Below are 26,440 nucleotides of genomic sequence, written 5' to 3'. Positions count from 1 at the left end.
GATCGCATGGATAGTGATGCCGTGCTGCGTGCAGCGGGACTGGTAAAAGAGGTTAGCAGTCCGGAAGGGACGCTGACCATCCTCGACGGCATTGATCTCGCCATCGTGCGGGGTGAATCGGTGGCACTGGTCGGGCCCTCGGGCGCCGGCAAGACCACGCTGCTGGCCCTGCTCGCCGGACTCGATCGTCCGACGCGGGGCAAGGTCTGGTTGTGCGGGACGGAGCTCACTGCGCTGAATGAAGATGGCCGGGCTGCCTTGCGCGCACGACGCGTCGGCTTCGTGTTCCAGTCCTTTCATCTGCTGCAATCGCTCACCGCACTGGAAAACGTGATGTTGCCGCTCGAGCTGGCGGGTGAGGCGAAGGCGGCGGCAATGGCGCGCGAGACCCTGGCGAACATCGGTCTCGGTGCCCGGCTCGGCCACTATCCGCGTCAGCTCTCCGGTGGTGAGCAGCAACGCGTGGCCATCGCCCGGGCCTTCGTCACGCGACCGGAGGTGCTGTTCGCCGACGAGCCCACCGGCAACCTCGACACCGCCACCGGCGAGCGCATCGGGCAGTTGCTCTTCGATCTCAATGCCGAAGCGCGCACCACGCTGGTGCTCGTTACCCATCAGCGCGAACTGGCCGAGCGCTGTGATCGCACCATCCAGCTGGTCGCGGGCAAGATCCTGCCATGAACCTCAAGGTACCGGTCTTTGCCTGGCGCGCCTTCGTCAGGGATCTGCGCGCCGGCGAACTGTCGGTACTGCTCGCCGCGATCGTGCTGGCTGTCACCGCCATGACAGCAGTGAGTTTTTTCACTGATCGCGTCGGCACCTCCATGAAGGAGCAGGCCAGCCAGGTCCTCGCCGCCGACCTGGTGCTGCGCTCGGCCGCGCCGTTGCCGCCGGATTTTCAGGCCGAGGCGCGGGAACTGGGGCTCGCAACTGCCGAGACGCTGGCTTTTCCCACCGTCGTGCTCTTTGGCGAGGAAACTGCGCTGGCGGCCGTCGATGCAGTGAGCGATGGCTACCCTCTGCGCGGCCAGCTCACCATTGCCGATACGCTGTTTGGCGGCGGCCGGCCGGCAGAGGGCATTCCCGCGCCGGGTGAAGCCTGGGCGGAGCCCGGTCTGCTCGGGCGTCTCGGTATCGACGTCGGCGCGACATTGACCGTCGGCAACCGGTCGCTGCGCATCACGCAGGTCCTGCAGTACAAGCCGGACCAGAACATCGGCTTCGTCAATCTCGCGCCGGGGCTGATGGTGAACCTGGATGACGTGCCGGTGATGGGCGTGGTGAAGCCCGGCAGCCGCGTCACATGGCAGCAGATGTATGCCGGCAGCGATGCACGGATCGCGAAGTTCCGCGCCAGCATCGAGCCGCGCCTGCGGCCGGATACCAGCATTCGCGGCCGCGAGGATGCCGGCGAGCAGATCAATGCGGCCATCGATCGCGCGCAGCGCTTCCTGACGCTGGCCTCACTGGTGACGGTGATACTCGCCGCGGTGGCTGCGGCGATGGCCGCTCGCCGCTACGCGATGCGACATCTGGACAACATCGCCTTGCTGAAAACGCTGGGCGCAAGCCAGCGTTTCGTCGTTGCCGTGACCATGGGCGAGCTCGGCCTGATCATCGTTGCGACCTCGGTGCTGGGCGTGCTGCTCGGTTATGGCGCGCAGTACGGGCTCGCCGTGATCGCTGCGGAGCTGGTCGGATTTGTGCTGCCGCCTGCATCGGGGCAGCCCTTTCTGCTCGGCATCCTGACTGCTGCGACGGTTGTCATCGGTTTCGCCTTGCCGCATCTGCTGCGTCTTGGCTCCACGCCGCCGCTGCGGGTGCTGCGCAAGGACTTGCCGGCGCCGCGTCTCGGCGCGCTGGCCACATTCGGCACGGCGCTTGTGGCCATCGGCGCGCTGGTCTTCGTGATCGTCAGGGATGCGCTGCTGGTGGGACTGATTGCCGGTGGCCTGGTGGGCATGGCGCTGATTGCCGGCGGTATCGGCTGGCTGCTGGTGCAGGCCCTGGGTCGGTTCCGCGGCGCGGCGGGAATCGCCTGGCGCTATGGTCTTGCGAACATCTCGCGGCGTGGTCCGGAAAGCATCGTGCAGATCGTGGCGTTCGGCCTGAGCCTGATGGTGCTGTTGCTGCTCGGTGTGGTGCGCAACGATATTCTTTCCGCCTGGGAAGAGACCCTGCCGGCCACCGCGCCGAATCACTTCATGATCAATATCGAGCCCGGGCAGTTGCCCGGCCTGCGGGATTTTTTCAGGGCAGAGATCGGTCGCGATGTGACGGCCTTGCCGCTGATCCGTGGTCGTCTGACCCGCATCAACGGTCAGCCTGCTGCGGAGTTCAAGGCGCCTGGCGCGCAGGGTGCTGCCTTTCTGCAGCGTGAGACCAATCTGACCTGGATCGCCGCATTGCCAGCCAGCAATACCGTGACCGACGGAAAATGGTGGGGCAGCGACTACGCCGGGCCACCGCAGGTATCGCTGGATGCGAAGCTCGCCGCCAGTCTCGGTGTCAGCGTTGGCGATACCCTGCGCTTCAACGTGGCCGGGGAGGACATCGAGGCGCCGGTGACCAGCCTGCGCAGTGTCGAGTGGGATTCCTTTCAGCCGAATTTTTTCGTCGTGCTGTCGCCCGGGCTTGCTGCCGAGCTGCCGCAGACCTGGCTGGCCAGCGTCTACGTGCCGCGTGATCGTGTGACGGTGCTCGGCCGGCTGGTGCGGGAATTCCCCGGCGTGACCGTGATCGACCTCGAAGTGATCCTCGCCCAGGTGCGCTCGGTCATCGACCGGGCCGCGCTCGCCGTGCAATACGTCTTTGTCTTTACCCTGCTGGCCGGTCTCGTCGTTCTGCTCGCTGCCGTCCAGATCACCCGCGACGAGCGACGCTTCGAGAGCGCGATCCTGCATACGCTGGGTGCCGCGCGCCGCAAGATCCTGCAGGGTGTGGCGGTGGAATTCCTGACGCTGGGCAGCCTGTCCGGAGCGCTCGCCGCCTTTGGCGCGACTGCGCTCGGCTGGGCGCTGGCGCACTATGCATTCAGGCTGGAGTATGGGGTGAGTCCTCTGCTGTGGCCGCTGGGGCTGGTGGCCGGTGCGCTGATCGTCGGCGTCGCCGGTACGCTGGCAACGCGCCGCGCGGTCAGCGAGCCGCCTGTTTCAGTACTGCGGGACGGGGCGTAGGTCATGCCGTTGAGGGCGCGCGCGACGGGCAGGGTCCGCAAGGCGGGACAGGTGTCCTGTGGCGCAATCGTATTGCGCGAAACACCGGAAGGCTGGCGCGTGCTGATGCTGCGCGTGTTCCGGCACTGGGATTTTCCCAAAGGCCTCATGGAGGCCGGTGAAGTCCATCTGCAGACTGCCCGGCGTGAAGTGCGCGAGGAATCGGGTATCAGCGATCTCGAGTTTCCCTGGGGTGAGGGCTATGTGGATACCGGGCCCTACAATCGCGGCAAGATTGCCCGCTACTACCTGGCACAGACCGCGCAGTCCGAGGTTGCGCTGCTGCCGAGTCCGGATACCGGGCGGCCGGAACACAGCGAGTACCGCTGGGTTGGTCTGCCCGAGGCGTACCGGCTGGGTTCACCGCGCGTCAGGCTGGCGCTCAGCTGGGCAGAGGATGTGCTCAGCAGGGCGGGCGTGATTGCGCCGCCACCGTAGGCAGCTCGCCGTCATTCTTCCGGTCGCTCATCGGTCGGCGTTCCCGGTGCCGGCGCTATCGACTCATCAGGTACGCTGCTTGCCGCGATGCCGAGATTGAAGGTGGCAAAGCCCGGCATCACCATCTGGTTCAGCGCCATGCCGATCACCCGCCCCTCGAGCGGCGAGTAGATCAGGTTCTGCTCGTTGCTGATCGGGTCGGTAATCGTCCCCAGCACATCGCCGGCTTCGACGATCTGGCCCAGCCGCACCAGTGAAAAAAGCAGTCCGCCGTGATCGGCACGGACCCACTTCGACTGGTAATAAACCGGCCGGGCCGCGTTGAGCAGATTCACGCGATTGACGATATTCAGCGCATCGAGCAGACGGACGATACCCGCGGTGCCCTCGCGCACCTGCGCTGACTGCAGGCGGCCGGGTTCACCGGTTTCGAGCGTGACGGCCGGTATGCCGGCCTGGGCCGCGGCATAGCGCAGCGTGCCTGGCCGACCCGCGTTGTGCAGTACCAGCATGCCGCCAAAGCCCTTGACGAATTCCCTGACCTTTTCGTTGCGCAGGTCAGCGCGCAGCTGGGGCAGGTTGGTGCGGTTGAGCGAGCCGGTATGCACATCGACCAGTCCGTCGCAGTGACGGATGATGCCGTCAAAAAGCGACCAGGCAATTCGTGATGCCGCACTGCCGTTGGGGTTGCCCGGGAAGTATCGGTTGAGGTCCCGTCGGTCGGGAAGATAGCGCGAGCCGCGACGAAATCCCTGCAGGTTGACGATCGGAATGCCGATCACCGTGCCACGTATCCGGGCGGGTTCCAGATCCTGCGTGACCCGGCGCACGACCTCGATGCCATTCAGCTCATCGCCGTGTATGGCGCCGGTCAGGCACAGGATCGGCCCGCGGCCCGTACCGTTGATCACCAGTACCGGTGTGCGATCCGAGCCGCCATCGAAGGATTGTCCGCCGGACCAGAACAACCGGTGCGTTGAGCCTGGTGCAATGGTTTCGCCGAGCAGTTCCATGGTCTGGCCGCCGCGCATGCCGTTTGCCTGCGGCGTGGCTGCTGCCGTGCCGGTCTGTGCAGCGGTCGGCGCCGGTTCGGGCGCCGGGGCTGGCATTGCGGCCGGTTTCCGGTCGCATGCGCTGATCAGTGCAATGCCGAGCGCACAGGCGGCGATACGGCAGAAGGCCCGGGCCATGTCCGTACGACAGATGTCATGAGCTCGCAGCAGTTGATTCAAGGTGGGCATTCTCGATGCGGCAGGCCGTGATTCCGGGGTCTACAATAAAAGCCGGTCCGTTCGGTCCGGAGCGTCTCGGGCACGATCGGCATATTATTGCGTGACACCGGCCCGCGTTTATGTGAAACGTGTGCGAGTTCGGAATCAGCAACGGGGCGTAGTCTTGGCCATCGGCTGATCATTATGGAGAGCGGACGGGAGAATTTCCGCTCCACGCCGGTCAGACATTTCATGAAGAGGGTGGTTTTGTTGTCGATGCGTCCGGCAAGAGCAGTTGTTCTGGTACTGCTGCTGACCTTTGGCGGCGGCCTGCCGGCGCTCGCCGATGAAGCCTTGCCACGGCCAGCCGGGCTGGAACCGGATATCGGTTTCTGGCGGCAGGTCTTCACGGAAGTCTCCAGCACACAGGTGGTTGTCCACGACAACCGCTACCTGGGCGTCGTGTACGAGAAATTCGATATTCCGGCCAGTGCCACCGACTCGGCCCGCCGACGCATGATGGATGCCGCCGCGGCCAGATATGAAGGCATACTCAAGGTGCTGGCCTCCGGCAAGCGCAGCGGCTTGAGTGCCGAAGAGGCGCGCGTGCTGGCACTGTGGTCCGGACGTGCCGACAATGACAGCCTGCGCGCCGCCGCCGGCCGGGTCCGGACCCAGCAGGGACTCGCCGACCGCTTTCAGCAGGGCGTGGTGCGGGCAGGGCGCTGGAAGGACCATATCCAGCTGAATCTGCGCGAAGCCGGCGTACCCGAGAGTCTGGCGGCACTGCCACATGTCGAGTCTTCATTCGATCCGGAAGCCCGCTCCTTTGTCGGCGCTGCGGGTCTGTGGCAGTTCACGGCGGGGACCGGACGCAACTACATGCGCATCGATCAGGTGGTCGATGAACGCCGCGATCCGTTCCGCTCCAGTGAAGCTGCAGCGCGCCTGTTGCGTTCCAATTACCTTGCCCTGCAATCCTGGCCGCTGGCCATCACCGCCTACAACCATGGTGCCGGTGGGATGCGGCGCGCCGTACGCGAGATGGGCACGACCGACATCGAGCCGATCATCCGCAATTACGATGGGCCTTCCTTCGGATTTGCTTCACGCAACTTCTATGTCTCGTTTCTTGCCGCAGATGAAGTCGATCGCAACCCGCAGAAGTTTTTCGGCAATCTTCAGCCCGAACCGCCCGAGCGCGGCACGACCATCGTTCTGGCTGACCATGTGCGGGCGGATACCCTGGAGCGCAGCCTCGGTGTTTCGCGCGAGACCCTGCAGACCTACAACCCGGCCCTCCTGTCACCGGTCTGGTCCGGCCGCAGGGAGGTGCCGCGTGGTTTCACCCTGCGCTTGCCCGAGGGCGCGGCCGATGCAAAGACGGTGGCCCGGCTGGCCGCTGCTGATCCGGAGGCCGAGCGCGAGCGGGCACGGAAGGCGGCGCTCAACGCTGCGACCCATCGCGTGAGCAGCGGCGAGACCCTGTCCGGAATCGCACAGCGTTATGGCACCTCGCCGTCACGGCTTGCTGAACTCAATGGTCTCTCGAAGAAGAACCTGATCCGCGTCGGCCAGGTACTGAAGCTGCCGGGCGATGCACGCGCCGCTCCCAGCCAGGGGGAAAGCCCCTCGACCTATGTGGTCAGACGCGGTGATTCGCTGGGCGCCATTGCCAGACGCACCGGTGTGACGCAGCGCCAGCTCATGGTGCTCAATTCGCTGGATAATCCGCACCGTATCTATCCCGGCCAGCGTTTGCGGCTGACCGCAGCACCCGGAGGCGGCTGAGTCATGGTTTCGCGGCGTATCCTGCTGAACAGTTGTTGTGCCGCCGTGCTGAGCGGCCTGTTGCTGTCGACCGGTGCCGGTGCCTCGACACTGGAGACTGCCGACCGGATCGTGGTGCACAAGTCCGAACGCAAGCTCCTCCTGCTGCGCGGTGAGCGGGTTTTGCGCAGCATCGATGTCGCCCTCGGCCTGTCGCCGAAGGGGCCGAAGCTCCGGGAGGGTGATTTCCGCACGCCCGAGGGCAGTTACCGGCTCGCTGGCCGCAATGTGAACAGCGACTACTACCTCGCCCTGAAGGTTTCCTACCCGAATGCGGTCGATCAGCAGCGTGCGGCGGCCGAAGGCGTATCACCCGGTGGTCTGATCATGATCCATGGCCAGCCGAACCGGCCGACAAAGCCCCTCGAGTATTACCAGAAGAACGACTGGACCAACGGCTGCATCGCCGTTTCCAATTCAGACATGGTGGATATCTGGCTGATGACGCCTGACGATACGCCGATCCAGATTCTCCCCTGAATGAATTCGCGGACCGTTATCGAGGTCATGCCGGAAGGCGCACTCGAGGTGCTTTCCCAGCATGAGGTCGACCGCCTGCGCAGCACCGGCGAAGGCGGCTATCACGAGTTGCTGCGCCGCTGCGCGCTCGCGGTGCTGAATTCCGGTGCCGAGACCGACGATACCCGGGAAGTACTCGAGCGCTACCGGAATTTCGAGATCGGCATCGTGCAGCAGGATCGCGGCGTGAAGCTCGCGCTCACCGATGCTCCGGAAACCGCCTTCGTCGACGGCCAGATGATCCGCGGCATCCGCGAACTGTTGTTCGCGGTCCTGCGCGACGTGATCTACATAAACAACGAGGTCACGGTTTCCGGCCAGTTCGACCTCAACAGCACCTACGGCATCACCAACGCGGTGTTTCACATTCTGCGCAATGCCGGCGCACTGCGCCCCGGTGCCGACCTCAACGTGGTGGTGTGCTGGGGCGGCCATTCCATCGGTCGCGAGGAATACGAATACACCAAGGAGACCGGCTACCAGCTCGGGCTGCGCAAACTGAACGTATGCACCGGTTGCGGTGCCGGCGCGATGAAGGGCCCGATGAAAGGCGCGACCATCGGTCACGCCAAGCAGCGCATCCGCAATGGCCGCTACATCGGGCTCACCGAGCCCGGAATCATCGCTGCGGAGTCGCCGAATCCGATCGTCAACGAGCTGGTGATCATGCCGGACATGGAGAAACGTCTGGAGGGGTTCATCCGCCTCGCCCACTCGATAGTCATCTTTCCCGGCGGGGCTGGCACTGCGGAAGAGATCCTGTTTCTGCTTGGCATATTGCTGCATCAGGATAACGCGGATATTCCACTGCCGATGATCCTCACGGGCCCCGAGTCGAGCCGGCCCTACCTGGAACGCATCGATGCCTTTATCGGCGCGACGCTCGGAGCCGAAGCGCAGAAGCGCTACTCGATGATCATCGGCGACCCGGCAGCCGTCGCCGCCTGGGCGCAGTCCGGAATGCAGCATGTGCGCGATTACAGGCACAGCCAGAGCGATGCCTACTATTTCAACTGGCGCCTGACCATAGACCCGGTCTTTCAGCGACCGTTCATCGCCACGCATGAGGCGATGGCGGCGCTTGAGATACGGCGCGACCTGCCGCCCGCGGTGCTCGCAGCGAACCTGCGCCGCGCCTTCTCCGGCATCGTCAGCGGCAATATCCGCGAAGAAGGCATCCGTGCGATCGAAGAGCACGGGCCATTCGAGATTCGCGGCGATCGCAGCCTGCTTGCCGAACTCGACGGTCTGCTGCGCGCGTTCGTCGCACAGCACCGCATGCGCCTGCCCGGGCGCGCATATGTGCCCTGCTACCGCGTGGTGATCTGAGCGCGATTTTACGATTGCTGCCGGTTTGCGCGACGCCGTCGACACCTGCGATGTGTAGCGTTCGCGTTGCATTTGGCCTGTGAACCAGGTCCTTCCGGTAGAGGCAGTGCGTCGCCACGATTCGCCCAACGCTGGATTCCCGGGACCCTTCACATGACCGATCACAAGAGTCAGTCGCTCAGTTCGCGCTATCCGGAACTGCATGACGGCAAATCCGGTGGCACGCACAATCGCATGTCGCCACAGACCGATCACCGCAGTCCGGGTCTCGTTGCCCAGAATGGCAAGGAGGTGACCAACTGGGATGCCTACCGGAGATGGCTGAGCCGCGTGCAGTTGCCGGACAAGCGGCGCACCGCGATGGACCCGTCTCTCTATACCTGGAAGGGATACCGGAGCTGGGCGGACAAGGTTCGCCGCGACTGGACTCCCGAGGAAAAGTAGCTGATTCCGTGCCGGAAGCTTCCGGCCCTGCACCAAAACCAGAAAATGTCCGACAAAGAAAACGAGCAAGCCGCTTTCAGAAACGCAGACACCCTGCACCGCAGGGCGTGGATCGACAGGGCACTGTCAGGTGTCCGCGGCCGTCTGCATCCGGACGACGAGGGTGACCTTGTCGCGGCGGCACCACCGCCGGTGACCGGTCCCGAGACGATCCCGGCGGCCCGCCCGCGCCTTTACGTCGTCCGGAACCGGGCCAGCCGCTGAAGCGAGGCCGTATTACGGCCTGCACCTTGAATTTCCGGCAACTGCCCCTATAAAGGCAGTTCGCCGGAGCGGCCCTTGAGCCGGCTCCCTGAAGAAAACGCAGGCCAGGTGCTTCCATGACAGTCGAGACACGTGAAACCCACGGTTTTCAGGCCGAGGTGCAGAAACTCCTGCACCTCATGGTCCATTCGCTCTACAGCAATCGCGAGATCTTTCTCCGTGAGCTGATCTCCAACGCCTCCGATGCTGCCGACCGACTGCGCTTCGAGGCGATTTCCGCGCCGGAGCTCCTCGAGCCCGATCCCGAACTGAAGATACGCATCGAATTCGATACCGAAGCCCGCACCGTCTCCATAGAAGACAACGGCATCGGCATGTCGCGCGAGGAGACCATCCGTCAGCTGGGCACGATTGCGCGCTCCGGCACCGGCGACTTCCTGAGCAAGATGACCGGTGAGCAGCGCCGCGATGCCAACCTGATCGGTCAATTCGGTGTGGGCTTCTATTCGGCTTTCATCGTCGCCGACCGGGTCGAAGTGCTGACCCGCCGCGCCGGCGCACCCGACAGCGAGGGCGTGCGCTGGGAATCCGATGGCCAGGGCGAGTTCAGCATCGAGACCATCGATCGTCCGCAGCGGGGCACGCGGGTCACCCTGCACCTGCGCGAAGACGCAGCCGAGTTTGCCGACGAGTTCCGGCTGCGTGCGCTGATCCGCAAGTATTCGGACCACATCGCCTTCCCGGTGCTCATGAAGAGCAAGGCCGGCGACGAGGGCGAAGCAAAGGAGGAATCGGCGAATACCGCGAGGGCACTCTGGACCCGTCCGCGTACCGAGGTCAGCGACGAGGAGTATCGCGAGTTCTACAAGCACATCGGCCATGACTTCCAGGACCCGCTGGTCTGGAGCCACAACAAGGTGGAGGGCAAGCACGAATACATCAGCCTGCTCTACATACCGGCGCATGCACCCTGGGACCTGTGGAACCGGTCGGGCTCACGGCACCTCAAGCTCTATGTGAAGCGCGTCTTCATCATGGACGATGCCGAGCAGTTTCTGCCCTTGTACCTGCGCTTCGTGCGCGGCGTGGTCGATTCCAGCGACCTGTCGCTCAACGTATCGCGCGAACTCCTGCAGCAGGATGCCGTCGTCGAAACCATGCGCGGGGCGATTACCAGGCGCGTACTCGACACGCTCGACAAACTGGCAAAGGAAGATCCGGAAAAATATGCCATTTTCTGGAAGGAATTCGGTCGCGTACTGAAGGAAGGCCCGGCGGAAGATCCCGGCAACCGGCAGCGCATCGCCGCGCTGCTGCGTTTCAGCTCCACCGCCAGCGACAATCCGGTTCCGGACCGCTCGCTCGCCGACTACATCGCCGCACGCGATACGGCGGCCGATGATCCGCTGGCCAGCCAGAAAGTCATCTGGTACCTGACCGCTGACAGCTTCAATGCGGCGCGCTCCAGTCCGCATCTGGAAGTGTTCCGCAAGAGCGGCATCGAGGTACTGCTGCTCACCGATACCATCGACGAGTGGCTGATCAGCCACTTGCATGAGTTCGACGGCTGGGAGTTTCGCGACGTGAAGCGCGGCGACCTGCCAGCCGGGAAATCCGCAGAGGAAAGCGAAGACAAGCAGCCGGCCACGAGCGAACACAGCGCGCTGATCGAGCGATTGAAAAAGCAGCTGGATGCCCAGGTCTCTGAAGTCCGCGCCACGACGCGCCTCACCGAGTCCCCCGCCTGCCTGGTGCTCGGCGAGTACGAGCTGGGCGCGCAGATGCGCAAGCTGATGCAGGCTACCGGTCAGACGGTGCCCGAGACCAGGCCGATCCTGGAGATCAACGCCGCACACCCGCTGCTGCGGCGTCTCGATGCAGAGCAGGACGAAGCGCGCTTTGCCGATCTGGCCCAGTTGATCTTTGATCAGGCCAGCCTGGCCGAGGGCGGCCAGCTCGAGGATCCGGGTGCCTTCGTACAGCGGCTGAACCGGATTCTGCTGGGCTAGCCCAGTCCCAGACGCCCCCACTCGATGGCCGGGCAGCGGTCCATGATCACCGTGAGCCCTGCCCGCCGGCCGCGCTCCGCGGCGGCCTCGTTGACGACGTCGAGCTGCATCCACACGGCTTTCGCGCCGATGGCGATGGCCTCGTCGACTACCGGACCGGCGGCCGCAGCGTTGCGGAAAACATCGACCAGATCGACCGGCACGGGAATGTCTGCAAGCTTTGCGCGGACGGTTTCCCCAAGCAGTATCTCGCCGGCGTGGCCGGGATTGACCGGAATGCAGCGGTAGCCCTTGCCCTGCAGGAAACGCATCACGCCGTGGGAGGCGCGGTGGGGTTTGGGAGAGGCGCCGACCACTGCGATGGTCCTGGCATTGCGCAGGGTCGCGATGATCACCTCGTCGGGTGTGGAATCCGTCATATGCCCCATGCTGCCTCAGGTGGCGCGTCTCTGCACAGTCTTCCCGTGCTGTGGCGCGGTTGGCAGGGCAGACTGGTCATTCGACATAAGGGGGCGTACACCCGCCGCACTATTGACAGCAAATATCCTGCCAGCGCAGAGTTTGCACCACAACAATAACAGTGATGTGCGCACTGGGATCCCGGAGTATCGTCATGCCCAAGCTCGCTCGGTACCGTCTGCTCACTGCAGTAATCCTGCTTGGTATCCCCTTCGTTTTGACGGCCGCGCCTACCCCGGTCGGCGAATGGTTGTTCAATGAGACGGGCACGATCGCCAATTCCACCGGAAGCAATACAGCGCTGGACCTGACCCTGCGAAATCAAACCGGTGCAGTTGCCGACATGCACTCCGCGGACGGACTGGGGGTCACAGGACTTGCCGGCGATCGCGCCTTCGACAACCGCGGTGCGACGAACATGGGTGTGGGGCCCAGCGGTCGCGCGGATATTGCGGACAGTGCATCCAACGTACTCGACAGTCTTGGCAACTTCACCCTGGCCGGCTGGTTCCGTACCGATCCCACTGCAAGCGGCACTGGCGCGGGCTGGCTGTTCAACAACTACCTGTACTCGCCGGGTACCGGCTTTACCGGCTACGGCTTGTACTACACGGATGGCCAGCTCCGGGTGGTTTCTGGCCACTACAATGGCTATGACCTCGCGATGTCGACCCCGGGAGCCTATGCCGGCAGCGATACATGGATATTCTTTGCCGCGGTATATAAAGGTTCGGGTGCGTGTCCGGCCAATTGTCCTTCGGTCACTTTCTATACGGGCACGAGAAGCAGCCCTGTGACGCTGGTCAATACGGTGAGCGGCAACGGCGTATTTCAGGGTGGCGCGCCGTATCCGGAGGGCCAGTATTTCACGATTGGCAGTACCTCCTATTTCAGCGGTGGCAATATCGTCACCGGCTCGCCGTTTGACGGGCTTCTTGATGACATGCGTATCTATGGTTCCACCCTGACGGCAAGCGATGTGGAAAGCGTCCGCTCCCTCGCGGCAGTGCCGGTGCCGGCAGCTGCCTGGTTGTTCATGTCGGCGCTGGGCGCGCTGCCGGTATCAAGGCGGAACGGCCAGCGATTCCTCTGAGCGTCCGTTCCGCTCGCTGTCCGCCGGGAATCACGGTGAGGCTCACCGCACATAAATAAATCCGGCACCTTTCCCCGCGGCACCTTTCCCGGCTCTGCTCCGTCTTTTCCGCTGTGCTAACCTCGCCCCATGCGGCGACAAGATGGATTTCCTGTCCCGGATGCGCAGTCCGGGCATTTGAACGGGGGCGATCATGAGCAAGTACCAATCGGCAAAGTTGAACAATGGCGCGGTGCTGGTAGCGGGCCTGCTGTCAGTTCTGTTGTGGTCCAGCGACTCCTTGCTGGCCGCTGACGCTCCAGCGGCAGATCCGCGGGAGCTGCCCTATTTCATGGTTCCAATCGGTCCGGACGCCGCCGAGGCTTACTGGGCGCCGGACTCCCGCCACCTCATCGCCCAGACGCGGGATCCCCGGGCCATCAAGACGCTGACCGGTGGCGACGGGGCGCTGACCTACATCTTCAGCGATGACGGCAAGGACATCTGGGCAGTCAACGACAGGGGGCAGGATGCCTGCTCGTTTTTCTTCCCGGACGGCAAGCGCATCGTCTGGACGTCCACCCGCGACAACATGGATATGCCCGTCGGCAACTGGTCCGACTCGGACAACTATCCCCAGGGCGGTGAGTTGTACGTGTCCGACTGGCACGGCAAGAATATCCGCCGCATGACCAACAACAAGTATTACGAGGCGGAGGTATCGGTTTCTCCGGACGGCAAGTGGCTCGCCTTCGGGCGCCAGATCGACGGCAACATGGATATCTGGGTCATGAACGTCGACACCGGCAAGGAATTCCAGGTAACCCGCACGGACGACTGGCAGGAGGGCGCCCCGTTCTTCATGCCAGACAACGAGCACATCATCTTCCGGGCCTGGAAGCGCTCCGAGTACAAGAAAATCAAGCCCACGCCCATGACGATCTTCACCATTCGCAAGGATGGCACCGAGTGGCGCCGGCACACCTACGATACGGGCATGAACTGGCATCCCACGCCGGCTCCGGACGGCCATCACTACGTCTATGTGAAGGCACTCACGCCGAGCAACTGGGAGATATACCTCGGTGATCTGGCGGGAGGCGAGCCTCGGCGACTGACCTACTACGACAAGCTGGATATGCTTGCCCACATCTCGCCCGACGGCAAGAAGATGAACTGGGGCCGGGCAGTTGGCGAGGGGTTCATGAGCAATATCCGCACCCATGTGATGGACGTATCGTCCCTTGACCTGGGCAAGGAGAATTACGTGCCATTTGACCCCACCTGGGGGGAGGCCATGCCTGCCAGCGCACCCTGAGCCGGCATGACCTGAGTCCCTTCATTCCGCGTCAGCACTCGATCACGTTGACGGCAAGGCCGCCGCGCGAGGTTTCCTTGTATTTGTCCTGCATGTCGCGTCCCGTGTCGCGCATGGTGCGAATGACCTTGTCGAGCGAGACCCGGTGCTTGCCGTCGCTGCGCAGGGCCAGGCGCGACGCGTTGATCGCCTTTACCGCGCCCATCGCATTGCGCTCGATGCAGGGTATCTGCACCAGTCCGCCAATCGGATCACAGGTAAGCCCGAGATTGTGCTCCATGCCGATTTCGGCAGCGTTCTCGACCTGCTGTGGCGTGCCGCCGAGTGCCGCAGTCAGCCCACCCGCTGCCATCGAACAGGCGACCCCGACCTCGCCCTGGCAGCCCACTTCGGCGCCCGAGATCGAGGCATTCTGCTTGTAGAGGAGGCCGATGGCGCCGGCCGTCAGGAGGGCATCGAACACACCGCGCTCACTGGAGCCGGGCACAAGATGCAGGTAGTAATGCAGCACGGCGGGAATGATGCCGGCAGCGCCGTTGGTCGGCGCAGTGACCACACGGCCACCGCCCGCATTCTCCTCGTTGACCGCAAGTGCCCACAGGTTTACCCAGTCAAGAATGGCGAGTGGATCCTGCCGGGCGCCCTCCGGCCGGCTTTCCATGCCCGCGGCCAGTGCGGGCGCACGCCGCGCAACCTTCAGGCCACCAGGCAGGATACCCCGGGCATGCATGCCGCGCACGATGCAGTCCTGCATGACCCGCCAGATCCGTCGGAGACCGTCCTCGATTTCCGCGCGACTACGCCAGACCTGCTCGTTTTCCCACATCAGTTCCGCAATGGAATGCTGTTTGCTCCGGCACAAACCGAGCAACGCATCCGCACTCGCAAAGGGATGCGGTAGTGGCGTCACATCGGGCACGATCCGGTCTTCGGCTGCTTCGTCCGCATTGACCACGAAGCCACCGCCGACGGAGTAGTAGTCGCGGGTGGCCAGCTCGGCTCCGTGCGCATCGAAAGCGGTGAAGCGCATGCCGTTGGAGTGGTGGGGCAGTTTCTGACGCTTGTTGAAAGCCAGATCGTTTTTTTCGTCGAAAGCGATGCGGTGGCGGCCGAGCAGATTGATGGACTTGTCCGCGCGAATCGCCTTTAGCCGGGCCTCGATGCCGTCAATATCAACCGTGTCCGGCGAGGCACCTTCGAGACCGAGGATGACCGCCCGGTCAGTACCGTGGCCGCGGCCGGTATGGGCCAGGGAGCCGAACAACTCGCATCTCACCCGCGCGCACTGTTCGAGATTGCCGCGTCCGTCGAGCCACTGCGTGGCGAAGCGCGCCGCGGCGCGCATGGGTCCCACGGTATGCGAACTCGACGGCCCTATGCCAACCGTGAACAGGTCAAATATGCTGACGCCCATGAACCAGCCTCCAGGAGCACGATACTCCGACCCTAGCGGCTGCAGCCATCCCCCGCATCCATGCGCTCGATCTGCACCGTGGTGTGGCCGATACCGAAGCGCTCTTCGAGACCTTCGGTGAGCCCGTGCAGAAAATGATCGTCGCTGCCATCCGGCATCACGAGGTGCACGGTCAGTGCGTTTTCCGTCGTGCTCATCGCCCAGATATGCAGATCGTGGATCCGCGTCACACCCGGAAGCGCGCTGAGCCAGGCTGAAACCGCGACCGGATCTATGCTGCGCGGAACGGCGTCCGTTGCCAGTTCAAGCGATTCGCGCAACAGATCCCAGGTACCCCAGACAATCGCGGCCACGATGACGAGGCTGATGACCGGATCGAGCCACTGCCAGCCGTACATCAGTATGGCGATGCCGCCGATCACCACGCCCAGCGACAGGAGCGCATCTGCGGCCATGTGCAGAAAAGCGGCGCGGATGTTCAGGTCGCCGTGCCGGCCGCTGGCAAACATCAGTGCAGTCGCTGTGTTGATGACCACGCCGATGCCGGCAACCACGATCATGGTCATGCCATTCAGCGGTGCAGGTTCGGCAAAACGCCCGATCGCTTCCCAGGCGATGCCACCCATGGCCAGCAACAGCATGCCGGCACTGAGCAGCGAGGCGAGGATCGTCGCCCGGCGATAGCCATAGGTCCAGCGCAGCGAGGGCTTGCTGCCGGCGAGTCCGGCTGCGCCCCAGGCCAGGCCGAGCGACAGCACATCGCTGAAGTTATGTCCGGCATCGGCGATCAGCGCCAGTGAACCGGCGAGGTAGCCATAGCTGGCCTCGACGACTACGAAGGCCAGATTCAGTGCGATGCCGGCGGCAAACCTGCCCCCGAAGCCCTCGGGAGGCGGGCCATGGTCGTGGTGATGATGTCCGTGTCCTGCTGCGTCGGCGCTGCCGGAGCCATGATCATCATGTCCGTGGTCGTCATGGTCGTGCGGGTTCATCGTATGGTTTCATCAACCGGGAAATATTTTTCAAAGTTGAGATTAGCATGCTGTTTTCTCCGGCTACCAAAATCTAAGCTCGGACGATCATGGAGTTGCTCTAGATGCCCAGCGGTCCGCCCTTCAGGGATGCCCTCAGCCTGCGCGGTCCGGCGGGTCGCATCGAGGGGCTGCTCGACATGCCGACGGGCATCGCTGTACCGGCTGTCGCAGTGATCTGTCATCCGCACCCGCAGCATCAGGGCACCCAGCTGAACAAGGTGGTGCACACCATCAGCCGGAGCATGAACGAGCTTGGCGCGCCGGCGATCCGCTTCAATTTCCGCGGTGTGGGTGCCAGCGAGGGCGCCTATGCCGACGGACTGGGCGAGGCTGAGGATGTGATTGCCGTGGCCGAGTGGGCGCGAAGCCGTTTCCCGCAGAATGAACTGTGGCTCGCCGGATTCTCCTTTGGTGCCGCCGTCGCGATCCGTGCCGCCGAACGGCTCAAGCCCGCGCGACTGATCAGCGTGGCGCCGCCGGTTGCGCGCATGGCCGATCTGCTCGCCCATGTACGGCCGGCATGTCCATGGCTGATCGTGCAGGGTATGGCCGATGAGGTGGTTGCTGCCGGAGACGTGCAGAACTGGGTGCAGACACGGCACCCGGCAGCCAGGCTCGTGCTGCTACCCGATGTCGGGCATTTCTTTCACGGCCGGCTGACCTTGTTGCGGGAAACGCTGACTGCATGGGTTGCTGGCGCAGACCCGGCCGGATAGCCAGCGCGGCGTTCGCTGCGCTGGCTGTATTCAGTTGCCGTAAAACTGTCGCTGAAAGCGCACCGAGAGCGGTACGCCCGTGGCGCCATCCGGCTGTGCGTCGACGCTGAATACCAGCGCTTCCTCGCCGGATATGGCGACATCACCCACGTAGTAGATGGCCTCACCTTCACGGATTTCGCGCACACTCAGGTTCTTGGCCTGGCCATTCAGATTCACGGCGCTGGCGCTGACCTTGCCGGCTACCGGCACATCCGCTCCGCCTTCGGTCTTTTTCAGTATCGAGACGTTCAGCAGCACGCGGTTGGCGCTGCGCGTGATGGCGTAGCTGCGGGCGATCTCCGGCGTCAGCGAGTTGGTCGGAATTGCCGTGAAGTGCAGGACGTAATCGCCGAAGTCCCGCGAGGAGGCATTGTCCGGCTCCATCGCCTGCGTCGAAGATACGGTCGCGGGTGAGCCGGCGGGTTTGCCGCAGGCGACCAGCAGGCCGGCCGTGATCAGTACAGCGAGAATTCTTGCAGTGACGTACATGGCGACACCTCACAAGTAACCGGTTTGATGGCCCAACTATAGCGCGCCACAACGACCGCGAGTACAGCCGGGCACCTCAAAGCACCGGCACGATCGAATTTGCACAAAGCATTGCAGACCAGAGCTGCCGGGTTGGCAGGACCATCATCAGCGCCTGCAGTGCGATCAGCACGAATATCGGTGAGAGATCGATTCCACCGATCAGCGGAATCACGCGTTGCACCGGTCTGAGCAGTGGCTCGGCGAGCGAGGAAACCAGTGCCGCACCCGGGTTGTAGCCGCCCGGACTCACCCAGCTCAGCACGGCGTAAATGATGATCGTCCAGAAGTAGACGGTGAGAATGAGTCGCACGATGCCGAGTACGGTGATGAGCAGTATCGGCACGACGCCGGGCCTGCCGATGCAGCCGACCTGCACGAGGACCGCTGTGCCCAGCATCTGCAGGCCGAGCAGGGCCATCAGCGTCGCGCTGTCGAGGCGCCCGATCGGTGGCAACAGGCGCCGCAGCGGCATCACCAGCGGGTTCGTCACGCGCAGGATGAACTGCACGAATGGATTGCGCGTATCGACCCTCGTCCACTGCATCAGCAGGCGCAGGACGAAGACCAGCACATAAAGATCGAATAGCGTGCGCAGTATGAATATCAGCGCGCTCTGCATCGGCTCAGCTCCCCTGTTTGCCCAGTTCCGCCGAACGGTTGCGGGCGGCGGTCAGTGCCTGCTGAACGATACCGGCAAGATCGGCCTGTTCAAATACCCGCAACGCGGCGGCGGTAGTACCGCCAGGTGAAGTGACTGCTGCGCGCAGGGCGGCTGGCCCGGTCCGTGTTTCGACGACAACCCGTGCGGCGCCGAGCGCAGTCTCGCGGGTCAGTGCTGCGGCCAGATCGGGCGGCAGTCCGAGATCGATGGCGGCACGCTCCATGTGTTCCATTAGCAAATAGAAGTAGGCCGGACCGCTGCCCGATACGGCAGTGACTGCGTCCATCATGGTTTCATCCGGCAGCCACAGGGCCCGGCCGGTGGTGCCTGCGACGTATTCGGCCAGCTGCCGGCCGGCGGTGTCCACCGAGCCTGAAGCCGCGAGTGCCGATACGCCGGCGCCGATCGTTGCCGGCTGATTGGGCATGACCCGGACCAGCGGCGTGCCCGTGCCCAGCCAGCTGGTCAGTGAACCGAGCGTGATGCCTGCGGCGACCGACATCACGAGCTGGCCAGGCGGTCGCCGCTGGCCGGCGAGCGCGACGGCGACGGCCGGCAGGATCTGCGGTTTGACAGCCAGCACCAGCACCGCCGCGTTCTGCGCCACGGGTGTGTTGTTGGCATCGAGTACGAGACCAGGATCCAGGGCGGCAAGCAGCTCGCGCTGGCCGGCATCCGGCTCGGCGATGCAGATGTGCTGCGCCGGATGTCCCGCTTGCAGCAGCCCGCGCACCAGCGCGCGGGCCATGTTGCCGCCGCCAATCAGTCCGATAGTGAGGTTGTGATAGCTCATGTTTGCTCGCCGGGTCATTCTTCTGCCGCGACCGGCCGTGGCCCGAACAGGGCTGTACCGATACGTACCATCGTACTGCCTTCTTCGATCGCCAGCTCGAAGTCCTCCGACATGCCCATCGACAGTGTATCGAGCGCGTGGCCGGCGGCGACGAGCTCGTCAAACAGCTGGCGTGTCCGCCGGAATTCCATGCGCAGTTCCCCGGCGCCGAGGTCTGCATGCGGAATCAGCATCAGACCGCGCAGCCTGAGCCGGGGCAGAGTGGCGACAAGTCCCGCCAGTGCGGCCACCTCGGCGCGCGGACAGCCATCCCGGAGGGCCGCGCTTGTGCTGGCACCAGCCACGGGCTGGATCTGCACGCAGACCTGCAGCTCGCTGCCGTAGTGTGGCCGCTGTGACGACAGGCGTTCGGCAATCCTGGCGGTGGTGACTGTCTGCGCCCATGCGAAGTTGGCGGCTATGTCCCGGGTCTTGTTCGACTGGATCCGGCCGATGAAGTGCCACTGCATGTCGCGATGTCCGGCGGCGATCTTTGGCAAGGCCTCGCGCAGGTAGTTTTCGCCAAACGCCGTCACGCCGGCAGCCCAGGCATCCTGTATGGTCGCCAGATCATGCCCCTTGCTCACGGCCAGCAGGGAGACTGCCTCTGCCGTGCGTCCGGCACGGGTGGCCGCACGGGTGATGCGCGTCCGTATTTCGCCCAGATGATCCGTGAATGCCGTCACGACCCTGCTACCAAGCTGGCTGTACTATGTTCATCGCCGGATCCGGTTATGGAAACCTTGGGCGCCATGCCCGGCTCCGTAATTGCAGATATTTTTTGCCGTTCGCTTGCGGCTGTTCAGGGCGCTGGGGAAACAGATGGCTGTCGATATTGCGCAACTGCTGGCCTTTGCGGTCAAGAGCAAGGCTTCCGACCTGCATTTGTCGGCAGGTGTCCCACCCATGATCCGGGTGGACGGCGACGTCAAGCGTATCAATATGCCGGCGCTCGCCCACAAGGATGTGCATAGCATGGTCTATGACATCATGAACGACAAGCAGCGCAAGGACTACGAAGAATTCCTGGAGACCGATTTTTCCTTCGAGATACCCAAGCTCGCCCGGTTTCGCGTCAACGCCTACAACCAGATGCGCGGTGCCGGTGCGGTGTTCCGTACCATTCCGTCGATCATCCAGACGCTGGAAGACCTGAAAGCGCCGCCGATCTTCCGCGATATCTCCATGTATCCGCGCGGTATCGTGCTGGTGACCGGCCCGACGGGCTCGGGCAAGTCCACCACGCTCGCGGCGATGATCGACTACATCAACGACAACAAGCCCGATCACATTCTCACCATCGAAGATCCCATCGAGTTCGTGCATGAAAGCAAGCGCTGCCTGATCAATCAGCGCGAGGTGCACAGGGACACGCTCGGTTTCAGTGAGGCGCTGCGCTCGGCCTTGCGTGAAGACCCTGACGTGATTCTGGTCGGCGAAATGCGCGACCTGGAAACCATCCGCCTCGCGCTGACGGCGGCAGAAACCGGCCATCTGGTGTTCGGCACCCTGCATACCAGCTCGGCGGCCAAGACCATGGACCGCATCATCGACGTGTTCCCGGCGCAGGAAAAGGAGATGGTCCGCGCGATGCTGTCGGAGTCCCTGCGTGCGGTCATCTCCCAGGCGCTGCTGAAGCGTGTTGGCGGCGGCCGGATCGCGGCGCACGAGATCATGATCGGCACCCCTGCGATCCGCAACCTGATCCGCGAGGGCAAGGTGGCGCAGATGTATTCGGCGATCCAGACCGGTGTGAAGGAGGGCATGCAGACGCTCGACCAGTGCCTGCAGGAACTGCTGTCGAAAGGCGCGATCAGCAAGGAAGAAGCCCGCTTCAAGGCGCAAAACAAGGACGCTTTCTAGTTCTGCGGAACCGGAGACCGTCCCGCAAGGAGATTCGGCAATGGAACGCGATCAGGCGACGAAGCTGGTACACAGCCTTCTGAAGAAGATGGTGGACAAGAACGGCTCCGACCTGTTCATTACCTCGGGCTTTCCGCCAGCCATCAAGATCGATGGCGAGATTCATCGTGCCGCCGAGCAGCCGCTCAGCGGAGATGACAGCGCGATCATCGTGCGTTCGCTCATGAACGACCGGCAGGCCCGTGATTTCGACGCCACCAAGGAATGCAATTTTGCGATTGGCCCGCAGGGTATCGGTCGTTTCCGTGTCAGCGCCTTCATACAGCGTGGCGGGGTGGGTGCGGTCCTGCGGCGGATCGTCACGAAGATCCCGACCCTCGAGGAGCTGGAGCTGCCACCGATCATGCAGGAGATCGCGCTCACCAAGCGTGGACTGGTGATCGTGGTCGGTGCGACCGGTTCAGGCAAGTCCACGACGCTGGCGGCGATGGTCAACCACCGCAACACGAATACGCGCGGCCACATCGTGACCATCGAGGACCCGGTCGAGTATCTGCATCCGCATGGTCGCTGCGTCGTCACCCAGCGCGAAGTGGGGGTGGATACCGAAAACTGGCATGCCGCGCTCAAGAACACCCTGCGTCAGGCCCCGGACGTGATCATGATCGGCGAGATCCGCGAGCGTGAAACCATGGAGTACGGCATCCAGTTTGCCGAGACCGGCCATCTCTGCCTGGCGACCCTGCACGCCAACAGCGCCAACCAGGCGCTCGACCGCATCATCAATTTTTTCCCCGAGGAGAAGCGTCAGCAGGTGCTGATGGACCTGTCGCTCAACATCAAGGGGCTGATCTCGCAACGGCTGATTCCGCGTCTGACCGGAGTCGGGCGCATTGCCGCGATGGAAGTGATGTTGCAGTCGCCGCTGATTTCAGACCTGATCTTCAAGGGCGAAGTGACGCGTATCAAGGAGATCATGGCCAAGTCCACACGCATCGGCATGCAGACCTTCGACCAGGATCTTTTCCAGTTGTACGAGAACGGCAAGATTTCCTACGAAGAGGCGATTCGCAATGCCGATTCGAAGAACGAGCTGCGTCTGCGCATCAAGCTGGAGAGCAAGCGTGACAAGCCGGCCGTGGTCGATGATTCGGGCGGCCTGCAGGTAGTCGAAGAGAAAGAACGGACCATGCGGCGCTAGGCGAACCGGCTCATGAACGTCCAGCCACTCTTCAATCTGATGGTCGAAAAACGGGCTTCCGACCTGTTTCTCACCTGCTTTGCACCGGTCAAGATCAAGATCGACGGCAAGATCATGCCCGTCAACAAGCTCGAACTGACCCCGCAGATGGTGCGCCAGGCGGCGATGGAGCTGATGACCGGTGAACAGCTCGAGGAATTCAACCGTGAACTGGAGATCGACTTCGCGATTTCCAAGCCCGGTCTCGGGCGGTTCCGCGTCAATATTTTTCATCAGCGCAGCAATGTGGCGATCGTCATGCGCTACATCACCCACGACCTGCCTGACCTCGACATACTCGGCATGCCGCCGATCCTCAAGGACCTGATCATGTTCCGGCGCGGGCTGGTGCTGATGGTCGGCGCCACCGGTTCGGGCAAGTCGACCACGCTGGCCGGCATGATCAACTACCGCAACGAGAAGACGGCCTCGCACATCATCACGATCGAGGATCCGATCGAGTATCTGCATTCCAACAAGAAGTCCATCGTCAACCAGCGTGAGGTCGGTGTGGACACCTTGTCCTATGCGCGCGCACTGAAGAGCGCGATGCGTGAAGCACCGGATGTGATCCTGATCGGTGAGGTGCGTGACCGCGAGACCATGCAGGCAGCGATCGACCTGGCGGGTACCGGTCATCTGGCGGTAGCCACCATTCACTCGAACAATGCGCCCGAGACGCTGGACCGGATGATCAACATGTTCCCGGAAGAGCAGCACAGCCAGGTGTTCATGGATCTCTCGCAGTATCTGCGGGCAATCATCTCGCAGCGGCTGGTGCGCGGTACTGAAGGCCAGCGCGTTGCCGCCGTGGAAGTCATGCTGAATACGCCGCGTATCGCCGAACTCGTGCAGCGGGGAGATATCAGCAAGGTCAAGGAATCCTTTGCCGACAGTACCGAACAGGGCATGCAGTCCTTCGATCAGGCGCTGCTCAAGCTGTACAAGGACGGCAAGATTTCAATGGAGGAGGCGCTGGCGAACGCCGATTCCCGCTCGAACCTCGAGGCGCAGATTCACTTCGCGTAAATTGCGGCGCCGTCGAATACCGGGCCGTCTACACATACCCGTTTCATCTGACGCTTGCCGTCGACCATCACCGGTACGACACAGCCGGCGCATCCGCCGACCGCACAGGCCATGAACTCCTCGACGCACAGCTGGCTGGGCAGCCTGAAGCCGACCGCGAGCTGATGTACGGCACGCAACATGGGCGTCGGGCCGCAGGCATAGATGGTCATCGCCGCGTGTTCGTCCGTGCTGCGCGTTTCCAGCCAGCTACGGGCGAGATCGCTGACATAGCCCGGATAGCAGCCAGGCAGTCCGGCGTTGCTGGCCAGCCGCGATGCGATGCCCATTTCTTCGAGGACCGGCATGCAGGCGCTTGCCGTCGCCGGCATGCCCGCGACAGGCAGTTCCGCCGTCTCTTGCGCAAAGGGGAAGGGGCTTTCGGAGCCGAGAAAGGCCACCGCTGCCGGCCTCGGCGCAAGCGCGCCGGCCAGAAACACCAGTGGCGGAATGCCGACCCCGCCGCCGATCAGCACGGCCTGCGGGCGGGCCGGATCGGGCCGGAACCCCCGGCCGATCGGGCCCAGCAGATTCACGATGTCACCCGGTTCGGCCCGGCTCAGCGCCGCGAGGCCAGGGCCGAGCACCTTGTAGAGCACTTCGATCCAGCCCTCACTGGCATCGACGCGCATGATCGAGAGCGGGCGGCGCATCGGAATATCCGGATTGCAGCGGACGTGTACAAACGTGCCGGGGGTGGCAGCGCGAGCACAGTCCGGAGCATGCAGACGAAGGATGAACTGGTTGCCGGGCCATGCCTGCTGCTCAATCACGCGGGCATCGATGCAGTGGATGGTGCCGCGGTGAGGTCGATTCATGGTTCGTCGCTTGTCCGTACTCGGTTGGAGGAGGCGGGTTGGTCCAGCCAGGTCTCGGCGATCACGCAGGCGGCTACGGCATCGACATCACCGCTCCGCACCTTGCGCTGCCGGATGCCGGAACGGCGCTGGTCGCGGAGCCGGTATTCAGCCTCGGCCGAACTCAGCCGCTCATCGACGCGGATCACCGGCACCTGACAGCGGCTTTCCAGTTCAGCGGCGAAGCGTTCCGCGGCCGATTCGCTGTCGGTGGATTCGCTGTTGCCGCCACTGCTCATGCGCCGGCCGGGCTCATTATAAGGAACCCCGACGACCAGACACCCGGGAGACCACTCGCGAATCAGCTTTTCGATCTCCGGCCAGTCGGGCACGCCGTTGCGGGCGGCGATGGTCATCAACGGTGAGGCGAGACGCGGACTGCGACTGGCAAGCGCGACGCCGATGCGCCGTCCGCCGTGATCGAAGACCAGTGCGCTCGCGGCCGCACCGTTCAAGGCCGGGGTCTGCTGGCGGGCGGCAATGACCGGCGGCGCACAAGCTGCAACTCAGGCATGCCCCGCCTCGGAGCTGATCGTGCTCATGTCGATGCCCAGCAGGCGCGCCGACTGCTGCCAGCGTTCCCCGAAAGGCGTATCGAAGATGATGCGTGGCGCGGCGGGTACGCTGAGCCAGGCGTTCTGGGCCATTTCCTGTTCGAGCTGGCCCGGACCCCAGCCGGCATAACCGAGCGCGACCACCACGCGTCGTGGCCCCTGGCCCCTTGCCATCGCCGTCAGGATGTCCTGGGAAGTCGTGACGCGGATCGCATCGGTCACGGCCAGCGTCGCATCGAATTGCGGTTCGGCCGTGTCTTCAGCCTGGTGCAGGACAAAGCCGCGTTCCTGGTGTACCGGACCGCCCTGCAGAACGGGTTGCTGTGCCAGCGACGGGTCTGAGGGATTCAGCGACATCTGTTCGAATACGCTGCCCAGATCGAGGTCCAGCGGCCGGTTGATGACGATGCCGAGAGCGCCCTGTTCGCTGTGCTCGCAGATGTAGGTGACGGTGCGGTGAAAATTCGGATCCTGCATCGCCGGCATTGCGATCAGCAGGTGGCCGGTGAGAAAAGAGGTGTCTGCCATGGGCCCAGTATCAGCGTACCGCCGGCCGCCGACAAGAGTCGGCCAGTGCTTCCCTACCAGGTCGCGGCAGTACGGGCGCCGACCCGGGAACCGCCATCCGAGAAGCGCCATTCGTAGGCAAAGCGCAGCACGTCATAGTCGTTGCGCAGCGATTCCGGAAATGGCTCGAAGGGTGCGGCCATGCGCAGGATCTCCACAGCTGCCCGGTCGAGGCCGCTCTGGCCGGATGAAGTGCGGACCACCACTTCGCGCAGACCGCCATCTGCATTGATCGCGACTTCGAGTACCGGGTAGCTGTCGTTGCTGAAGTCCCGTGTTTCAAAGGGGAAGTGGCGGGTGCCGACGGCCTCGACCTTGCGTTTCCAGATGCTGAGGTAGCTGGCGATGCGCGACTCGCGGGTATTCGCGCTGATCAGCAGTTCGCGTGGTTGCGCATCCGGAATCGCGGTCTGCGTGTCGAAGCGGGCGACGAGATCGGCAGCATGGCTGTCGGCCGGCAGCATGGCCTGCAGGGACTCGGGTGCACGTTCCGGATCACCGGTGTCAGGTATCTGCCGTACGGAATCTCTGGCGAGGACGACGGGCTGCGCATCCCGAAAGGGCTGAAAGGCACCACGCTGCACACTGGTTTCGCTGCCATCCTGCACCGGACCGAGCCGGTCGGTGGGCAGGGTCTGTCCCGGTGAGGTACGCACCACGGCATCTGCTGCTGCGTTGCCGGCACCGGCCAGGTTCCGCTGGGCCAGCAGGACCGCGTTTTCGGGAGCGGTCCGGTCGGACTGTTCACTGGTCACGAGCACGACATCCATCGAGCTGTCCAGGTCATCCTGTTTCAGGACCGGTGCGCTGAAGGTGATGCCGAGAATCAGGATGCCGTGAAAGAGCGCGGCGAGAAATGCGGTGGAGGACAAGCGGTCGCGCGCGGCGGTGGCTGACCACGCCGTCTGGCCAATACTTCCGGCTTGATCATGCACAGCCTGCATATCCAGCGT

27 protein-coding genes are annotated in these 26,440 nt (G+C 63.7%); 15 read left to right on the top strand and 12 right to left on the bottom strand.

The genetic code is table 11. The annotated features are described in order from the left end of the window. Positions 1-6 precede the first annotated feature (6 nt). From H6979_07310 to H6979_07300, 3 genes are read left to right on the top strand one after another with little or no spacing between them, the layout of a single operon-like run. Entirely contained in the window at positions 7-681 is a 675-nt protein-coding gene (locus H6979_07310; protein MCP5139647.1) for an ATP-binding cassette domain-containing protein, read from the top strand. Continuing rightward, entirely contained in the window at positions 678-3,176 is a 2,499-nt protein-coding gene (locus H6979_07305; GenBank protein ID MCP5139646.1) for an ABC transporter permease, read from the top strand. The genes H6979_07310 and H6979_07305 overlap by 4 nt, the downstream gene beginning before the upstream one ends. A gap of 3 nt (positions 3,177-3,179) precedes the next feature. Further along, a complete protein-coding gene (locus H6979_07300; protein MCP5139645.1) occupies positions 3,180-3,653 on the top strand; it encodes an NUDIX domain-containing protein in 474 nt (157 codons plus the stop codon). Positions 3,654-3,664: 11 nt separating this feature from the next. Here H6979_07300 and H6979_07295 read toward each other — a convergent pair whose 3' ends face one another. Further along, positions 3,665-4,885, bottom strand: a complete 1,221-nt coding sequence (locus H6979_07295) for a succinylglutamate desuccinylase/aspartoacylase family protein (protein MCP5139644.1) — start codon at positions 4,883-4,885, stop codon at positions 3,665-3,667. Positions 4,886-5,116: 231 nt separating this feature from the next. Here H6979_07295 and H6979_07290 point away from each other — a divergent pair, with 231 nt between their 5' ends. The 6 genes from H6979_07290 (at position 5,117) to htpG (ending at position 11,259) form a co-directional block, all read left to right on the top strand. Continuing rightward, positions 5,117-6,655, top strand: coding sequence for a LysM peptidoglycan-binding domain-containing protein (locus tag H6979_07290; protein ID MCP5139643.1), 1,539 nt, complete (start codon positions 5,117-5,119; stop codon positions 6,653-6,655). Between the two features lie 3 nt (positions 6,656-6,658). Beyond that, the gene (locus H6979_07285) at positions 6,659-7,174 is read left to right on the top strand and encodes a L,D-transpeptidase family protein (protein MCP5139642.1); all 516 of its coding nucleotides are present in this window, start codon (positions 6,659-6,661) and stop codon (positions 7,172-7,174) included. Next, a complete protein-coding gene (locus tag H6979_07280; GenBank protein MCP5139641.1) occupies positions 7,175-8,542 on the top strand; it encodes an LOG family protein in 1,368 nt (455 codons plus the stop codon). A 153-nt stretch (positions 8,543-8,695) separates the two neighbouring features. Then, positions 8,696-8,986, top strand: a complete 291-nt coding sequence (locus H6979_07275; GenBank protein ID MCP5139640.1) for a hypothetical protein — start codon at positions 8,696-8,698, stop codon at positions 8,984-8,986. A gap of 45 nt (positions 8,987-9,031) precedes the next feature. Beyond that, the gene (locus H6979_07270; protein ID MCP5139639.1) at positions 9,032-9,250 is read left to right on the top strand and encodes a hypothetical protein; all 219 of its coding nucleotides are present in this window, start codon (positions 9,032-9,034) and stop codon (positions 9,248-9,250) included. Positions 9,251-9,366: 116 nt separating this feature from the next. Then, complete coding sequence (gene htpG, locus H6979_07265) at positions 9,367-11,259, top strand: molecular chaperone HtpG (protein ID MCP5139638.1); 1,893 nt, start codon at positions 9,367-9,369, stop codon at positions 11,257-11,259. Here htpG and H6979_07260 read toward each other — a convergent pair. Beyond that, entirely contained in the window at positions 11,256-11,678 is a 423-nt protein-coding gene (locus tag H6979_07260; protein MCP5139637.1) for a CoA-binding protein, read from the bottom strand. The genes htpG and H6979_07260 overlap by 4 nt on opposite strands. A gap of 194 nt (positions 11,679-11,872) precedes the next feature. Between H6979_07260 and H6979_07255 the strand changes: the two genes are divergently transcribed. Both H6979_07255 and H6979_07250 read left to right on the top strand, forming a co-directional pair. Continuing rightward, positions 11,873-12,811 (top strand): hypothetical protein, encoded by a 939-nt coding sequence (locus H6979_07255; protein ID MCP5139636.1) that lies wholly within the window; start codon positions 11,873-11,875, stop codon positions 12,809-12,811. 193 nt (positions 12,812-13,004) lie between these two features. Next, complete coding sequence (locus H6979_07250; GenBank protein ID MCP5139635.1) at positions 13,005-14,108, top strand: PD40 domain-containing protein; 1,104 nt, start codon at positions 13,005-13,007, stop codon at positions 14,106-14,108. Positions 14,109-14,139: 31 nt separating this feature from the next. Here the strand turns inward: H6979_07250 and H6979_07245 are convergent, their stop codons facing one another. Next, complete coding sequence (locus H6979_07245; protein ID MCP5139634.1) at positions 14,140-15,522, bottom strand: L-serine ammonia-lyase; 1,383 nt, start codon at positions 15,520-15,522, stop codon at positions 14,140-14,142. 32 nt (positions 15,523-15,554) lie between these two features. Continuing rightward, complete coding sequence (locus H6979_07240) at positions 15,555-16,514, bottom strand: cation transporter (GenBank protein ID MCP5139633.1); 960 nt, start codon at positions 16,512-16,514, stop codon at positions 15,555-15,557. A 104-nt stretch (positions 16,515-16,618) separates the two neighbouring features. On the opposite strand from H6979_07240, the gene H6979_07235 reads away from it, so the two are divergent. Beyond that, positions 16,619-17,272 carry an alpha/beta hydrolase gene (locus tag H6979_07235; GenBank protein MCP5139632.1) on the top strand — a complete coding sequence of 218 codons (654 nt, stop codon included), beginning with the start codon at positions 16,619-16,621 and terminating at the stop codon, positions 17,270-17,272. A gap of 30 nt (positions 17,273-17,302) precedes the next feature. Here the strand turns inward: H6979_07235 and H6979_07230 are convergent, their stop codons facing one another. From H6979_07230 to H6979_07215, 4 genes are all read right to left on the bottom strand, one after another. Beyond that, on the bottom strand, positions 17,303-17,803 hold the full coding sequence (locus H6979_07230) for a DUF4426 domain-containing protein (protein MCP5139631.1): 501 nt from the start codon (positions 17,801-17,803) through the stop codon (positions 17,303-17,305). A 76-nt stretch (positions 17,804-17,879) separates the two neighbouring features. Next, positions 17,880-18,464: a YggT family protein gene (locus tag H6979_07225; GenBank protein ID MCP5139630.1), complete on the bottom strand. Its 585-nt coding sequence runs from the start codon at positions 18,462-18,464 to the stop codon at positions 17,880-17,882. Positions 18,465-18,468: 4 nt separating this feature from the next. Next, positions 18,469-19,299, bottom strand: a complete 831-nt coding sequence (locus H6979_07220; protein MCP5139629.1) for a pyrroline-5-carboxylate reductase — start codon at positions 19,297-19,299, stop codon at positions 18,469-18,471. Positions 19,300-19,313: 14 nt separating this feature from the next. After that, on the bottom strand, positions 19,314-20,024 hold the full coding sequence (locus tag H6979_07215) for a YggS family pyridoxal phosphate-dependent enzyme (protein ID MCP5139628.1): 711 nt from the start codon (positions 20,022-20,024) through the stop codon (positions 19,314-19,316). Between the two features lie 136 nt (positions 20,025-20,160). Here H6979_07215 and H6979_07210 point away from each other — a divergent pair, with 136 nt between their 5' ends. Genes H6979_07210 through H6979_07200 form a run of 3 tightly spaced genes read left to right on the top strand, consistent with a single transcriptional unit; the run spans position 20,161 to position 23,470 of the window. Then, positions 20,161-21,201: a type IV pilus twitching motility protein PilT gene (locus H6979_07210; protein ID MCP5139627.1), complete on the top strand. Its 1,041-nt coding sequence runs from the start codon at positions 20,161-20,163 to the stop codon at positions 21,199-21,201. A 40-nt stretch (positions 21,202-21,241) separates the two neighbouring features. Further along, a complete protein-coding gene (locus tag H6979_07205; GenBank protein ID MCP5139626.1) occupies positions 21,242-22,402 on the top strand; it encodes a PilT/PilU family type 4a pilus ATPase in 1,161 nt (386 codons plus the stop codon). A gap of 12 nt (positions 22,403-22,414) precedes the next feature. Next, positions 22,415-23,470 carry a PilT/PilU family type 4a pilus ATPase gene (locus H6979_07200; GenBank protein ID MCP5139625.1) on the top strand — a complete coding sequence of 352 codons (1,056 nt, stop codon included), beginning with the start codon at positions 22,415-22,417 and terminating at the stop codon, positions 23,468-23,470. On the opposite strand, the gene H6979_07195 is transcribed toward H6979_07200, so the two are convergent. The 4 genes from H6979_07195 to H6979_07180 are packed head-to-tail and all read right to left on the bottom strand — an operon-like array spanning position 23,458 to position 26,422. Next, positions 23,458-24,327, bottom strand: coding sequence for a dihydroorotate dehydrogenase electron transfer subunit (locus H6979_07195; GenBank protein ID MCP5139624.1), 870 nt, complete (start codon positions 24,325-24,327; stop codon positions 23,458-23,460). The genes H6979_07200 and H6979_07195 overlap by 13 nt on opposite strands. Further along, positions 24,324-24,821, bottom strand: a complete 498-nt coding sequence (gene ruvX / locus H6979_07190; GenBank protein MCP5139623.1) for a Holliday junction resolvase RuvX — start codon at positions 24,819-24,821, stop codon at positions 24,324-24,326. Before ruvX ends, H6979_07195 begins: the two co-directional genes overlap by 4 nt. 51 nt (positions 24,822-24,872) lie before the next feature. Beyond that, complete coding sequence (locus H6979_07185) at positions 24,873-25,448, bottom strand: YqgE/AlgH family protein (GenBank protein MCP5139622.1); 576 nt, start codon at positions 25,446-25,448, stop codon at positions 24,873-24,875. A 53-nt stretch (positions 25,449-25,501) separates the two neighbouring features. Beyond that, a complete protein-coding gene (locus tag H6979_07180) occupies positions 25,502-26,422 on the bottom strand; it encodes a TonB family protein (GenBank protein MCP5139621.1) in 921 nt (306 codons plus the stop codon). Between the last annotated feature and the right edge of the window lie 18 nt (positions 26,423-26,440).

Source organism: Chromatiales bacterium, assembly GCA_024234935.1.
Classification (GTDB): domain Bacteria; phylum Pseudomonadota; class Gammaproteobacteria; order Steroidobacterales.
Note: the sequence above shows the minus strand (reverse complement) of the source record. Positions and strands in the feature narration are given on the sequence as shown.